The 13,610-nt window shown below is 65.0% G+C and carries 9 protein-coding genes and 1 tRNA gene; 5 read left to right on the top strand and 5 right to left on the bottom strand.

Features of this window, described 5'->3' with window-relative positions:
* The first annotated feature begins 331 nt into the window (after positions 1–331).
* Positions 332–1,630, top strand: coding sequence for a glycosyltransferase family 87 protein (locus NYQ83_RS14770; RefSeq protein ID WP_261215586.1), 1,299 nt, complete (start codon positions 332–334; stop codon positions 1,628–1,630).
* A gap of 16 nt (positions 1,631–1,646) precedes the next feature.
* Here NYQ83_RS14770 and NYQ83_RS14765 read toward each other — a convergent pair.
* Positions 1,647–1,721, bottom strand: a tRNA-Val gene (locus NYQ83_RS14765).
* A 135-nt stretch (positions 1,722–1,856) separates the two neighbouring features.
* Positions 1,857–2,219 (bottom strand): cell cycle two-component system response regulator CpdR, encoded by a 363-nt coding sequence (gene cpdR, locus NYQ83_RS14760; RefSeq protein ID WP_092813218.1) that lies wholly within the window; start codon positions 2,217–2,219, stop codon positions 1,857–1,859.
* A gap of 152 nt (positions 2,220–2,371) precedes the next feature.
* On the opposite strand from cpdR, the gene NYQ83_RS14755 reads away from it, so the two are divergent.
* Together NYQ83_RS14755 and hisN are read left to right on the top strand one after the other, a co-directional pair.
* The gene (locus tag NYQ83_RS14755) at positions 2,372–3,268 is read left to right on the top strand and encodes an N-formylglutamate amidohydrolase (RefSeq protein WP_261215585.1); all 897 of its coding nucleotides are present in this window, start codon (positions 2,372–2,374) and stop codon (positions 3,266–3,268) included.
* Positions 3,269–3,598: 330 nt separating this feature from the next.
* A complete protein-coding gene (gene hisN / locus NYQ83_RS14750) occupies positions 3,599–4,384 on the top strand; it encodes a histidinol-phosphatase (protein ID WP_261215584.1) in 786 nt (261 codons plus the stop codon).
* Here the strand turns inward: hisN and NYQ83_RS14745 are convergent.
* Both NYQ83_RS14745 and NYQ83_RS14740 read right to left on the bottom strand, forming a co-directional pair.
* On the bottom strand, positions 4,350–5,342 hold the full coding sequence (locus NYQ83_RS14745; protein ID WP_261215583.1) for an alpha/beta fold hydrolase: 993 nt from the start codon (positions 5,340–5,342) through the stop codon (positions 4,350–4,352). The two genes, hisN and NYQ83_RS14745, sit on opposite strands and share 35 nt — an antisense overlap.
* Before the next feature lie 194 nt (positions 5,343–5,536).
* On the bottom strand, positions 5,537–5,956 hold the full coding sequence (locus NYQ83_RS14740; protein WP_261215581.1) for a hypothetical protein: 420 nt from the start codon (positions 5,954–5,956) through the stop codon (positions 5,537–5,539).
* A gap of 283 nt (positions 5,957–6,239) precedes the next feature.
* Between NYQ83_RS14740 and NYQ83_RS14735 the strand changes: the two genes are divergently transcribed.
* Positions 6,240–6,722, top strand: coding sequence for an Hsp20 family protein (locus tag NYQ83_RS14735; protein WP_128290620.1), 483 nt, complete (start codon positions 6,240–6,242; stop codon positions 6,720–6,722).
* 115 nt (positions 6,723–6,837) lie between these two features.
* Here NYQ83_RS14735 and NYQ83_RS14730 read toward each other — a convergent pair whose 3' ends face one another.
* On the bottom strand, positions 6,838–7,902 hold the full coding sequence (locus NYQ83_RS14730; protein WP_261215579.1) for a threonine aldolase family protein: 1,065 nt from the start codon (positions 7,900–7,902) through the stop codon (positions 6,838–6,840).
* An 819-nt stretch (positions 7,903–8,721) separates the two neighbouring features.
* Between NYQ83_RS14730 and gltB the strand changes: the two genes are divergently transcribed.
* Entirely contained in the window at positions 8,722–13,449 is a 4,728-nt protein-coding gene (gene gltB, locus NYQ83_RS14725) for a glutamate synthase large subunit (RefSeq protein ID WP_261216199.1), read from the top strand.
* Positions 13,450–13,610: the final 161 nt, after the last annotated feature.

The raw sequence follows: 13,610 nt of genomic DNA, 5'->3' as shown, positions 1-13,610 counted from the left end.
GCTCTGCAAGCGCAGCGACGCCGGATCGGCGAGCCCCCTCATGGCCATGCGACAGCCCCATGGCCGGAGTGTCAACCTAGCCTGACTCGTCATACGGTGGCAGCGGACAGTTTGTCTCTGCCTTTCGCGGCTGTTTTCTCTCCTGTTCCTGGCGGTGTTCCTGGCGGCGTTCTTGGTCAGGCCCGCGCGTTCGTCCTTGGGCCTGGCGCCGATAGGCCGGTGTTAACGGCGGGGTCCGCATAAAAGCCGGCGGTGAGAGGCGTGCCGGGGATTCAGGGGGCGGAGATGCAGGCGCGGAAATGCAGCGGATGCAGTGGCCGGGAGGCCGACGATGAGCGGCGGTGAGATGCCGGCAGGCCAGGAGATCGGCGCCCGCTTCCGGCGCTATCAGCCTCTCATTCTGGCGCTTCTCGCGGTGGCGACGCTCGGCCGCGCCTATCGGTTTTCGGTAGCTGCGGAGGCGGACGGGCCGGCGCGGCTCGTCGATTTCGACATGTTCCACTTGGTCGCACGCCTCGTCTGGGCGGGGCGGCTCGAAGAGGCTTACCGCTTCGACAGCCTCTGGCCGCTCCTTCAGGCGCGCGGCGGCCTCGATTTCATGACCTGGGCCTATCCGCCGCCCTTCGACCTCGTCGTGGCGCCGCTCGGGCTTCTGCCGGCCGGTGCCGCCTATCTCGTCTTCGTCGGCGGCTCGCTCGCGCTCTATCTTTTCGCGCTCAAGCGGCTCGCCGGCGAAAATTTCGCTCTGGTGGCGATCTTGATCTTTCCCGCCCTTGGGATCGGCATCAGCGGCGGGCAGAACGGCTTTCTGACGGGCGCGCTGATCGCGCTTTCCTGCCTCGGTTTCGAGAAGCGGCGATGGCAGGCGGGCGTGCCGCTCGGGCTGATGATCATCAAGCCACACCTTGCCGCCGGCCTTGCGGTCAGGACGCTGCTTGCCCGGCGGGTCGCGGCGGCGGTGGCTGCCGCACTCACCGTGGCGGCCGCCTGTCTCGCCGCGACGCTTTGCTTCGGCGTCGGCATCTGGGCCGCCTTTCTGGAGGCGACGCGCGAGACCGGGATTTTTCTCAAAGAGGGGTTCTTTCCGCTCCACCGCATGGTGTCGATCTATGCGACGGCGCGCAGTTTCGGGCTCGGTGTGGCGCCGGCCTTCGTGGCGCAGGGGCTGGTGGCGCTTCTGGCGCTGGCCGCGATCGCCCGGGTGACGTTCGGGGCCTTCACCTTGCGTCAGAGCCTCGGTGTGACGGTGGTCGCCTCGCTCCTCATCACCCCATACGCCTATGATTATGATCTGAGCCTCCTCGGGGTCGGCCTGGCGCTGCTTCTGCCCGATCTCCTCGGCACGGCGGGGAAGGGCGCCATCGGGGCGCTGTTTGCGCTCTGCTTCATCACCTGCGGCTATTGGCTCGTCGAGGCGGTGCCGCAATTGCTGGCGACGGATGGGGCGGGGGACGTGGCGAAAGCCGATGCGCTTCCGGCGCTGGCGGGCCTGACGCTGGTGGCACTCTTTGCGCTGATCTGGTGGCTGACGGAGCGCTCTGCCGCCATGGCTGCAAGGGGGGCAGCAAGGGGAGCAGCAAGCCGGGCCGAGGCCGCCGCGGACATGTCGGCGGCGGGAACAAAGACTTGAGTTTTTTTCGATGGAATGGTGGGCGCGACAGGGATTGAACCTGTGACCCCTACGATGTCAACGTAGTGCTCTCCCGCTGAGCTACGCGCCCTTCCAAAGGGGTGCCGCCCGAAGGCGACTCGCGGGGATATATCCTCTGCGTTTCGGCCGTGCAAGGCCCTGCGGGCAGAGTTCTTGACCCCGCTTCAAGATATTGTTTGCGGCCCCAGCGCCGCCGGCCCGTCTGTCAGGCCGCGATCAGGCGATCGACCTCGTTGACGAGGTCGCGCAGATGGAACGGTTTCGACAGGATTTTCGCATCCTGGGGCGCGGCCATGTCCGGGTTGAGAGCGACCGCGGCAAAGCCGGTGATGAACATGATTCGCAGATCGGGATCGAGCGCGGACGCCTTGCGCGCCAACTCGATGCCATCCATCTCCGGCATGACGATGTCGGTCAAAAGCAGATTGAAAGGCTCGTCGAGCAATCGATTGTAAGCCGAGAGACCATTGTCGAACGCGAGAACGTCATAACCCGCATGTTCGAGAGCTTTGGTCAAAAAACGACGCATGTCTTCGTCGTCTTCGGCGAGCAGGATTCGACCTCGCATGCTTCTCCAGCGCCTTCCGTCTTGAACCCGTCCGTTGTGAGCCCGCTCGGTAAATATCGGGTAAGCGGCCCGGAGACAATGACGGGGCCGGTTCGTTATGGACAGGGGCGCGGCAGATCGGCAACATATCCGCATATGACAAGAGGATTTTGATGGACGAGCGCGTGGGAGACGAGCTGCCGCCCCTGCGGCCTTTCAGCCTGTTGGGTCGCTCCGACCCGGTCTCGCCCTTCCTGTTCAATTCCCCGCATAGCGGACGCTTCTATCCGAAGAGCTTTCTCGCCCAGTCGCAGCTCGATGCGACGGAGATCCGGCGTTCGGAAGATTTCATGATCGACATGCTGTTTGCGGGCGTCGCGGAACGCGGGGCGCCGCTTCTCTCCGCCGTCTATCCGCGCGCCTATGTGGACGTGAACCGCGAGCCCTACGAGCTCGAGGCGAAAATGTTTCGCGAGCCGCTTCCGGGCTACGCCAACAGCCGATCGATCAGGGCGGTGGGCGGGCTCGGCACGGTGCCGCGCATCGTCTCCGAAGGCCGGCCGATCTATGCCGGGCCGATCGCGCTCGCCGAAGCGCTTCAGCGCATCGACAGGGTCTATGTGCCCTATCACGAGGCGCTCCGGCAGCGGCTTGCGACCATTCACGCGCAGTTCGGCTACGCCGTTCTCGTCGATTGCCATTCGATGCCGTCGTCGGCGCGCAACGCCGCGCCGGGCATCCGGCCGGATTTCGTCATCGGCGATCGTTTCGGCTCAAGCTGCGCCCCGGAACTCACCGATCGGGCGGTGGAGATGCTGCGGCGGCGCGGCTATTGCGTGACCCGCAACAAGCCTTATGCCGGGGGCTTCATCACCGAGCATTACGGGCGTCCGCAGGCCGGACTGCATGTGATGCAGGTGGAAGTGAACCGGGGGCTCTACATGAACGAAGAGGCGATCCGCCTTCACGACGGGTTCGAGAGCGTGCAGGCTCTCGTGGAGGATCTGGCCGAGGCCCTGATGGGCGTCTCGATCACCCCGCCGATCGCCTTCGACGAGGCGGCCGAATAAATCGTGACAGGTTCTCGTGCGGATGCGGCTTCGAAACGGTCTGCCTCCCGGCGCGCCATGCCTTCGAAAACGGCATGGGCAGAAAGAAAAATGGCCGCACCGAGGTGCGGCCAAGTCTAGGGAGGAAACGCCCAATGAGGGCTGCGATACAACGTATCGCAACGCACAATCTATGCTGCTTTGCACAAGATGCAAGAGGCTTACGGCACCGATTGCCCGTCGGGTTCCGATATAGTCACCCTGAGCGGCAATGCAAACGTTTTGGGTAATTCATCAACCCTCTGATTCGAAACAACTTTTCCCATACAGTGGCAAAACGGCAACCCTGCTATGCATTCCATGGAAAGCTTTTTTCCCTTCCTGCACCGTCTCGCCGACGTGGCGGCCGATGCGATCCTGCCGCGATTTCGCTCCGCGATCGCCGTCGACAACAAGCTTGCGGCTGGCTTCGACCCGGTGACGGAGGCCGATCGCGGCGCCGAGCGCGCCATGCGCGACCTCATCCGCAAGACCTATCCCGAGCACGGCATCATCGGCGAGGAATACGGCGCCGAAGGCGCGGACCGCTCGCATGTGTGGATCCTCGATCCCGTCGACGGCACACGCGCCTTCATCTGCGGCCTGCCGCTCTGGGGCTGCCTCACGGGGCTTCTGATCGACGGCAAGCCCGCGGCCGGGATGATGTCGCAGCCTTATATCGGCGAGCGTTTTTTCGGCTCGGCCGAGACCGGCAGCTTTCTGGCGCGCGGCGGTGAGACGCGGCCGATCAAGGTGCGCGCCTGCGCGGCGCTCGACCACGCGCATATCTCCACGACCGACCCCAACATCTTCACCGCAGCGGAGAGACCCGCCTTCGAGAGGCTCTCGGCCCGGGCGCGGCTGACGCGCTACGGCTATGATTGCTACGCCTATGCGATGGTGGCGATGGGCGGCATGGATTGCGTCGTCGAATCCGGGCTGAAGCCCTACGACATCGCCCCGCTCATCCCGATCATCGAAGGTGCGGGCGGCGCGGTGACGAGCTGGACCGGCGGGCCGGCGGCAGGCGGCGGGCGGATCCTGGCGCTCGGCGACACACGTCTCACGCCTGAGGTGGAGGCGCTCCTGGCGACGTGAACACGGCGCGCCAGGCCTCGTCGGGCTCGCCGATGAAGGCATCGAAGGCGGCCCAGAAGATCTCGCGGTAGCGGTCGTCCTCCTGAAGGATCTCATGCATGGCGCCGGCGATGCGGACATTGCCGACGGTCTTGATGCGCATGGTGAACTCTTCGATCGCCCGGTTGGAGACGATGCTCTCCTGGCCGGCCATAGCGATGAGGACGGGAAGCGGCACGCGTTCGGCAAATTCCGGCAGAGCGAGAAATTCCGCCGCGCGCAGGGCCGAATGCACCCAGGCCAAGGTCGGGCCGGAAAGGCCGAGCTCGGGATGCGCCTCGATCAATTCGCGGACGCGCTCATAGCGTCTTTTGTCGGAGGTGACGCGGTTGCCCTCGAAGGGGCGGAGCTGAACGAGATTGCCGCGGAAGGGGCCGGCATACATCTCGCCGAGGCCGAGATAATTCAGGATGCCCGTGACGACGCGCAGAAAATGTGTGCGCCCGCCTGAAAGCGCCAGAAGCGGCGCGGTCAGCACCATGCGCTCCACCTGCGTGCGGGCGCGCGCGGCGTAAAGGAGCGCGATGGCGGCGCCGGTCGAATGGGCGAGGATGTTGTAGGGCGGATGGCAGCGGGCGAGCGCCACCTCGCGCATCACCGTTTCGAGATCGACGAGATATTCGGAGAAATCGTCGACATGGCCCTTTCTCGGATCGCGCAGGCTGCGCGAGGAACCGCCCTGGCCGCGCCAGTCGAAGGTGACGACGGAATAGCCGCGGCGGCGCAATTCGGTGACGGTCTCGAAATATTTTTCAATGCATTCCGCCCGGCCGTGGAGGACGAGGACCGTGCCCCGCTTCGCCGAAGCCGCCGGATGCCACCAGGCGGTGCGCAGCTTGCGGCCATCGGGCGTCAGCACGAATTCGGCGTTCGTGCCGTCCGGGATCGGATTTTGCTCGGTTTCAAACAGAATGGCCAAGGCTGCGCCTCCCGCAGCGCTGATACTGGGAAGTGGGTCGGGCGGCAAGCAGTGGCGTTGGTCCCCGATGGGGTGCCCCAAAAAGGGGAGCCGACGACCCGAAGGCCGCCGGCTCCGTCACCGGACGCTGGAGGGGGCAGTTGCAGCGCCCGATCTCTGAAGCTCCGTCGAGGGTTGCCGGAGCCGTCATGGGCTTAGCGGTGACGCCAGCCGCCGTGGTGGCGACCGTCGTGACGGCGGTGCTTGGGGCCGATGCGGTTCACGCTGATGACATGGCCGTTATAGGCGTTGACCCGGAGCATGACCGGGGCGCCGCGCCGGCCGCGGGCGGCGAGCGAATAGACGCGACCACGGGTGTCGAAATAGCGGACCGGGGTGAAGCCCTGGCGGCGCAGCTTGCGCGAGATGCGGTGCGTGCTGAGCTTATGGTTCCAGCGCCGCTCGTGATGGCGCCAGCCGCGGCCGCGATAATCGACCTTGGTGACGGCGTCGCTGCGCTCGACTGTAATGCCGGCCTGGCCGGTGGCGGCGATCGGCGCGGCACTGGCACCCGCTGCGAGCGGCAGGAACGAGAGCGTCGCAAGACCGGCGGCGGCGAGAATGTTGAGTTTCATGGCTTCGTCTCCTCAGTGATGCGGAGGGGCTGCCCTCCATCGATGTTTGGAGACTAGGCGGAGCTCACTGAACTCGTTCAGAACCGGCCGTTCATCTGGCGTTCAGCGGCAAAAGCCCGGGAAACTGCGATTTTCAAGAGCTGCACGAAAAGGCTTGAAAGGGATTTTGGGAGTTCCCATTTCTCAATCGGGACGCCGAAAGGGTCCCGCGGAAAGGGCGGATCGGCTTTTGAAAGAGGCCGTCTTTTCCCTCTCAGAATGTCGCTTCAATGGAGGACTTCAGATGCGTCAGTATGATTTGAGCCCGCTTTACCGTTCGACCGTCGGCTTCGACCGGTTGTTCAACATGCTCGATTCCATGGCAGGCTCGGAAAACGGCGGCCAGAGCTACCCGCCCTACAACATCGAGCGGACCGGCGAGACCGCCTACCGTATCACGATGGCCGTGGCCGGCTTTGGCGAGCGCGATATCGACATCGAATCGAAAGAGAACATTCTCACGATCAAGGCGCAGCGCAACGAGGACGAAAACGAGCGCGACCGCGAAATTCTCTATCGCGGGATCGCGGCACGTTCCTTCGAGCGCCGCTTCCAGCTCGCCGACCATGTCGAGGTGACCGGCGCGACCCTTGAGAACGGCCTTCTCCACATCGATCTCGTGCGCGAGATCCCGGAGGCCATGAAGCCGCGCAAGATCGCGATCAGCGGTTCGGACAAATCCGAAAAGCAGATCGATGCGTCGATCGCGACCAGCAAGGCCGCCTGACACCCCCCGACCCGACCTCCAGTCATCGGTCGAAGGCGCCCCGCGAGGGGCGCCTTTTTTGTTGGCAGGATTTTTTGTGGTCCGATTGCGCGAGCCGCGAGCGGCGGATCTGCGGCTACGCCCGCAGATCGGCGCCGAGGAGTTCGACGAAACGGTCGACCTCGTCTTCGCTCGTTTGGAAATTGGTGATGAGGCGCACGAGGATTTCGTCTTCGCCTTTCTCCATCTTCAGACCGTGCGGGCGCGGCCATTCCAGGAAGACGGCGCCGGCCTTGCGCAGGAAGTTCGCCCGCTCGCGTCCCAGAAAGGCGAAGCTCTCATTGGTCTCGCTCGGCCAGGCGAGGCGCGCCTCGTCGGAGCTTTCGATGCCGGCGCGCAGGCGCTCGGCCATAGAATTGGCGTGGGCGGCCAGCCGCAGCCACAGATCGTCGGCGAGATAGGCCTGGAACTGGGCGGCGATGAAGCGGGTCTTGGAGAAGAGATGGCCGGCGCGCTTTCTGAGATAGGGAAGCTCGGCCGCCATCTTCGGATCGAAGAAGACGAGCGCTTCGGCGGAGACGCAGCCGTTCTTGGTGCCACCGAAGGAAAGAATGTCGACGCCCTGGCGCCAGGTGATGTCGGCCGGGTTTTCGCCGAGATTGACGAGCGCATTGGCAAAGCGCGCCCCGTCCATGTGAACGGGAAGGCCGCGCTCATGGGCGATGGCCGTCAGCGCCTCGACCTCCTGGCGCGTATAGATGGTGCCGACCTCGCTCGCCTGCGTCAGCGACAGCGCCATCGGCTGGCCGGCATGCACGAAATCGGGTGAAAAGCGCGACACGGCATCCTTGAACTCGCCCGGATCGATTTTTCCGAGCGGGCCGTCGAGCTGCATCAGGCGGGCGCCGCCCGTCTGGAATTCCACCGCACCGCATTCGTCGACGACGATATGGCTTTCGCGGTGGCAGAAGACGGCGCCGCCGGGCTTGTTGACGGCGGCGAGCGCGAGCGCGTTCGACGAGGTGCCGGTGCCGACGAAGAAGACGGCCACTTCCCGCTCGAAAAGCGCGTTGAAGCGGTCTTCGACGGCGCGGTCGAGGGCGCTCACCCCATAGGCATCGGCATGGCCGGCCGCCTGATGGGCGATCGCTTCTACGATTTCCGGCGCTGCGCCGGACCAATTGTCGCTGGCAAACTGCATATTGGCGGCTTAGGGCCGGCGCGCGTCTGGCGCAAGGGGGTGCGGTAGCCTGCGACGCCGGGACGGGCGCTCGGGGGCCAGCCGTTTCGAGGTTTTCGCGGCAGGAACGGGGGCGTGGAGAGTTATGTCGATCGCGGGCGGTTTTTCTCGATGTTTCTTGGTTGTTTCGGGGCTGTTTCTCTGTTGCTTCGGGCGGCGTTGCCGGCGCCTTCCTCAAGGTGATGTGCGAAAGCCCGACCACGGCCGCAGGCTCCCGCGCGGCCGGCCAAGTCTCCGCCTCGGCCTTTGACAGACGAGCCCGCGAGGAACGCGGCAGGAGAAGTCATTCAGGATCGGGGAATTTTGGCGAAGTCCCATCTCTCCTTTGACGAGGCGCGAAAGTCTGGCATAGACGGTTGGCGAAAGCTGCCCAGCCGCGGCCGTGAAGCTTCTCTCAGCGACGGCGAAGCTTGCTACGGATTTCACCCAGCGGCACCGGCGACGACGCAACAGCTCCGTTCGGCCTTTGAACGGTGCGGAGAGTCGACTTGTCGTCTCTTGCAAAATTTGAGATGGTGAATGAATAGGACAGGTCTTCTGTCCTAGTTGGTGGAGGGCGCCGGTCCCGAGATCGCCGACGACGAAGACGGGGCATTAAAGGGCCGAGCGAAGGGCATTCCGCTCAACCCGAATGTGCCCAACCAGTATAAGTGTGAGCTTAGGCGTTAAGCCGATTGCTCGAGCCGCATGTCCTGAACGAGGCGTGCGACCCGAACGGAAGAGGTGCCCCGAGACGAAGGGTTTCGGTGCGGGGCGAGATGGCGGAGGCAGGCCGTGACGATGGAACCTCACCTCAAGAGCGAGCGGATGCGCGCAGCGGCGCAGGCGTTTGAGCGCGCGGAGCGCGTGCGCGGAACGCGAAAAACGCCGGCTGCCGGCCAAGGTCTTCTCGATCCGCGCGGCGAGCGCGATGCCTGCGGCGTCGGCTTCATCGCCGATCTGAAGGCGCGGCCTTCGCACACGATCGTCGAGCACGGGCTCAAGATCCTCCACAATCTGACGCATCGCGGCGCTGTCGGCGCCGACCCCGAGGTCGGCGACGGGGCGGGCATGCTCATCCAGCTGCCGGACGCGTTCTTCCGCGGCGAGGCAGAGGCCCACGGCTTTTCGCTGCCGCCGCTCGGCCGCTATGCCGTCGGCGTCATCTTCATGCCGCAGGACGCGGAGCTGCGCCGGCATCTGGAAGGCGTCGTGGAACAGGTGGTGGCCGAGGAAGGCCAGACGGTGCTCGGCTGGCGCGACGTGCCGGTCGACAATTCCTGCCTGTCGAAGGCGCAGAAGATCCGCGCGGCGGAACCGGTGCACCGGCAGGTGTTCATCGGCGCGGCGGACGGGCTCGAGGGCGATGATTTCGAGCGCCGCCTCTACATTCTGCGCAAGGTGATCTCCAACCGCATCTTCCACGAGAGCGACGGACGCGACAAAGGCTTCTACATCGTCTCGATGTCGAGCCGCACCGCGGTCTACAAGGGCATGTTCCTCGCCCATCAGCTCGGCGAATATTACAAGGATCTTTCGGATCCGCGCTTCGCCTCGGCGCTCGCCCTCGTGCATCAGCGCTTCTCGACGAACACGTTCCCGTCCTGGAAGCTCGCCCATCCCTACCGGATGGTCGCCCATAACGGCGAGATCAACACGCTCAGAGGCAACGTCAACTGGATGGCGGCCCGCCAGGCGTCGATCTCCTCGCCGCTTCTCGGCTCCGACATCGATAAATTGTGGCCGATCTCCTATGAGGGGCAGTCGGACACGGCCTGCTTCGACAATGCGCTCGAATTCCTGACCATCGGCGGCTACGAACTCGCCCATGCGGCGATGATGCTGGTGCCGGAGGCCTGGGCCGGCAATCCGCTGATGGACGAGAAGCGGCGGGCTTTCTACCAGTACCATGCGGCGCTGATGGAGCCGTGGGACGGGCCGGCGGCGATCGCCTTCACCGACGGGCGCCAGATCGGTGCCACGCTCGACCGCAACGGGCTTCGGCCGGCGCGCTATGTCGTGACCGACGACGGCTTCGTCATCATGGCGTCCGAGGCCGGCGTCCTGCCGGTCGACGAAAGCTCGATCGTGCGCAAATGGCGGCTGCAGCCGGGTCGGATGCTGCTCATCGACCTTCAGGAAGGCCGCATCATCGACGACGGCGAACTGAAGGCGCGGCTTTCGGAGGGCAATCCCTATCGCCAGTGGCTCGCCCGCACGCAGATCGTTCTGGAAGACATGCCGGAGGTTGCCTCGCGCGCGCCGACGACGGCTGCCTCGCTGCTCGATCGCCAGCAGGCGTTCGGCTATACGCAGGAAGACCTGAAGATCCTGATGGCACCGATGGCGGTGACCGGTCAGGAGGCCATCGGATCGATGGGATCGGATACGCCGGTCTCCGTGCTCTCCGACAAGCCGAAGCTGCTCTACACCTATTTCAAGCAGAACTTCGCCCAGGTGACGAACCCGCCGATCGATCCGATCCGCGAGGAAATCGTCATGAGCCTCGTCTCCTTCATCGGGCCGCGGCCGAACCTCTTCGATCTCGAAGGCCTGTCGGAGAGGAAGCGGCTCGAAGTGCGTCAGCCGATCCTCACCAATGCCGATCTCGAAAAGATCCGCGGCATCGGTGACATCGCCGACAACCATTTCCAGACGAAGACGCTCGACATCACCTACAATGCGAGCCTCGGCGCCGACGGCATGGAAGACGCCCTCGACCGGCTGTGCCAGCGCGCCGAGCGGGCGGTGCTCGACGGTTACAACATCATCATCCTGTCGGACCGCCTGGTCGGCCCGCAGCGCATCGCCATGCCGGCGCTTCTGGCGACGGCGGCCGTGCACCATCACCTGATCCGTAAGGGGCTCCGCACCTCGGTCGGCCTCGTGGTGGAGACGGGCGAGGCGCGCGAAGTGCATCATTTCGCGGTGCTCGCCGGCTACGGCGCCGAGGCGATCAACCCCTATCTCGCCTTCGAGACTTTGGCGCAGATGCATGAGCGCGGCGACTTCCCAGACGTCGTCGATGCGCGCGAAGTGGTGGAACGCTTCATCAAATCCGTCGGCAAGGGAATTTTGAAGGTGATGTCCAAGATGGGCATCTCCACCTACCAATCCTATTGCGGCGCGCAGATCTTCGATGCTGTGGGCCTGTCTTCGGCCTTCGTCGACCGCTTCTTCTTCGGCACGGCGACGATGATCGAAGGCGTCGGTCTTGCAGAGATCGCCGAGGAGACGGCACGGCGCCACCGCCTTGCCTTCGGCGACGACCCGGTTCTGAGGCGCACGCTCGAAGTCGGCGGCGAATACGGCTTCCGCATGCGCGGCGAAGACCATGTGTGGACGCCGGACGCCGTGGCGCATCTGCAGCATGCGGTGCGCGGCGAAGGTTTCGACCGCTTCCGCACCTTCTCCGAGATGGTGAACGGCGAGGCGGCGAAGCGGCTGACGATCCGCTCGCTCTTCCGCATCCGCGAGGCGGAGTCCATGGATGTCGAGCCGGTGCCTCTGGAAGAGGTGGAGCCGGCGGCGGAGATCGTGAAGCGTTTCGCGACCGGCGCGATGAGCTTCGGCTCCATCTCGCGCGAGGCGCATACGACGCTTGCGGTCGCCATGAACCGGATCGGCGGCAAGTCGAACACCGGCGAGGGCGGCGAGGAGCCGGAGCGCTTCGTGCCGAAGCCGAACGGGGATTCGGAGCGTTCCGCGATCAAGCAGGTCGCCTCCGGCCGCTTCGGCGTGACGACGGAATATCTCGTCAATTCCGACATGATGCAGATCAAGGTGGCGCAGGGCGCAAAGCCCGGCGAGGGCGGCCAGCTGCCCGGCCACAAGGTCGACGCGGTGATCGCGAAAGTCCGCCATTCGACGCCGGGCGTCGGCCTCATTTCGCCGCCGCCGCATCACGACATCTATTCGATCGAGGATCTGGCGCAGCTCATCTTCGATTTGAAGAACGTCAATCCGGCGGCCGACGTGTCGGTGAAGCTCGTTGCGGAAGTGGGCGTCGGCACGGTTGCGGCCGGTGTCGCCAAGGCGCGCGCCGACCACATCACCATTTCCGGCTATGACGGCGGCACGGGCGCCTCGCCGCTCACCTCGATCAAGCATGCGGGTCTGCCCTGGGAGATCGGCCTTGCCGAGACCCATCAGACGCTGGTGCATGAGGGCTTGCGTTCGCGCGTGGCGCTGCAGGTCGACGGAGGGCTGAGGACCGGACGCGACGTGATCGTGGGGGCGCTCTTGGGCGCCGACGAATTCGGCTTCTCGACCGCTCCTTTGATTGCGGCCGGCTGCATCATGATGCGCAAATGCCATCTCAACACCTGCCCGGTCGGCGTCGCCACCCAGGATCCGGTGTTGCGCAAGCGCTTCCGCGGTGCGCCGGAGCATGTGATCAACTACTTCTTCTTCGTGGCCGAAGAGGTGCGCGAGATCATGGCGGCGATGGGTGTGCGCAAGCTCGAAGAGCTCGTCGGACGCTCCGACCGTCTCGACACGATGCCGCTCATCAAGCACTGGAAGGCGAAGGGGCTCGATTTCTCCAAGCTCTTCCATCGCCAGGACGCGCCTGACGACGAGGTCCGCTGGACAAGGCGCCAGGAGCATCCGATCGAGACGGTGCTCGATCGCAAGCTGATCAAGGAAGCAGCGCCCGCGCTCGAACGCGGCGAACCGGTACAGATCGATGTGAAGGTCGCCAATCTCGACCGTTCCGTCGGCGCCATGCTGTCGGGCGAGATCGCCAAGCGCTACGGCCATGAGGGCCTGCCCGACGACACGATCGTGGTGAAGATGAAGGGAACGGCCGGCCAGTCCTTCGGGGCGTTCCTGGCCCGCGGCGTGACCTTCGACCTCGAAGGCGACGCCAACGATTATGTCGGCAAGGGGCTGTGCGGCGGGCGCATCGTGGTGCGGCCGGCGGAGGGTTTCCAGCTTCCGGCGGAGCAGGCGATCATCGTCGGCAACACGCTGCTTTACGGCGCCATCGAGGGCGAGTGCTATTTCTCCGGCGTTGCCGGCGAGCGCTTCGCCGTCAGAAATTCCGGGGCGATCGCGGTCGTGGAAGGCTGCGGCGACCATGGCTGCGAGTACATGACGGGTGGCATCGTCGTCGTCATCGGCGAGACGGGCCGCAACTTTGCGGCCGGCATGTCGGGCGGCATCGCCTATGTGCTCGACGAGGACGGCTCGTTTGAACGGCGCTGCAACCTCGCCATGGTCGAGCTCGAACCGGTGCCGGAGGAAGAGGCGCTGTTGGAAGAGCTGCACCACCATGGCGGCGACATGGAATGGCACGGCCGCGTCAACGTCTCCTCCAACATGAACACGCATGACGAGGAGCGGCTTTTGACGCTCATCACCAACCATCACCATTACACGGGCTCCAAGCGTGCCAAGCACATCCTGGAGAACTGGGCGGACTTCCGGCCGAAATTCGTGAAGGTGATGCCGGTCGAATATCGTCGTGCCCTCGTCGAGATGGAAGAACGCCGCATGGGCGGCGGGCGACGCATCGCGGCGGAGTGAGGCAAAGGTCGGGGCCGGCGCCAGGCCGGCCCATCACGACAGGTGCGGAGCGCGCCACGAGAGACACGCGAGCAAGGGCGGCGCGAGTAGGGGCATGGGGCCGATCTGCGGGCATTTGCCCGCCAGGCGGAACTGGAAATCCAAAAAAGGCTGCGGCATGA

This window comes from Afifella sp. JA880 (assembly GCF_025379905.1).
Classification (GTDB): Bacteria; Pseudomonadota; Alphaproteobacteria; order Rhizobiales; family Afifellaceae; genus Afifella; species Afifella aestuarii.
The sequence above is the reverse complement of the archived record's forward strand: the minus strand, read 5'-3'. Positions and strand labels throughout refer to the sequence as shown.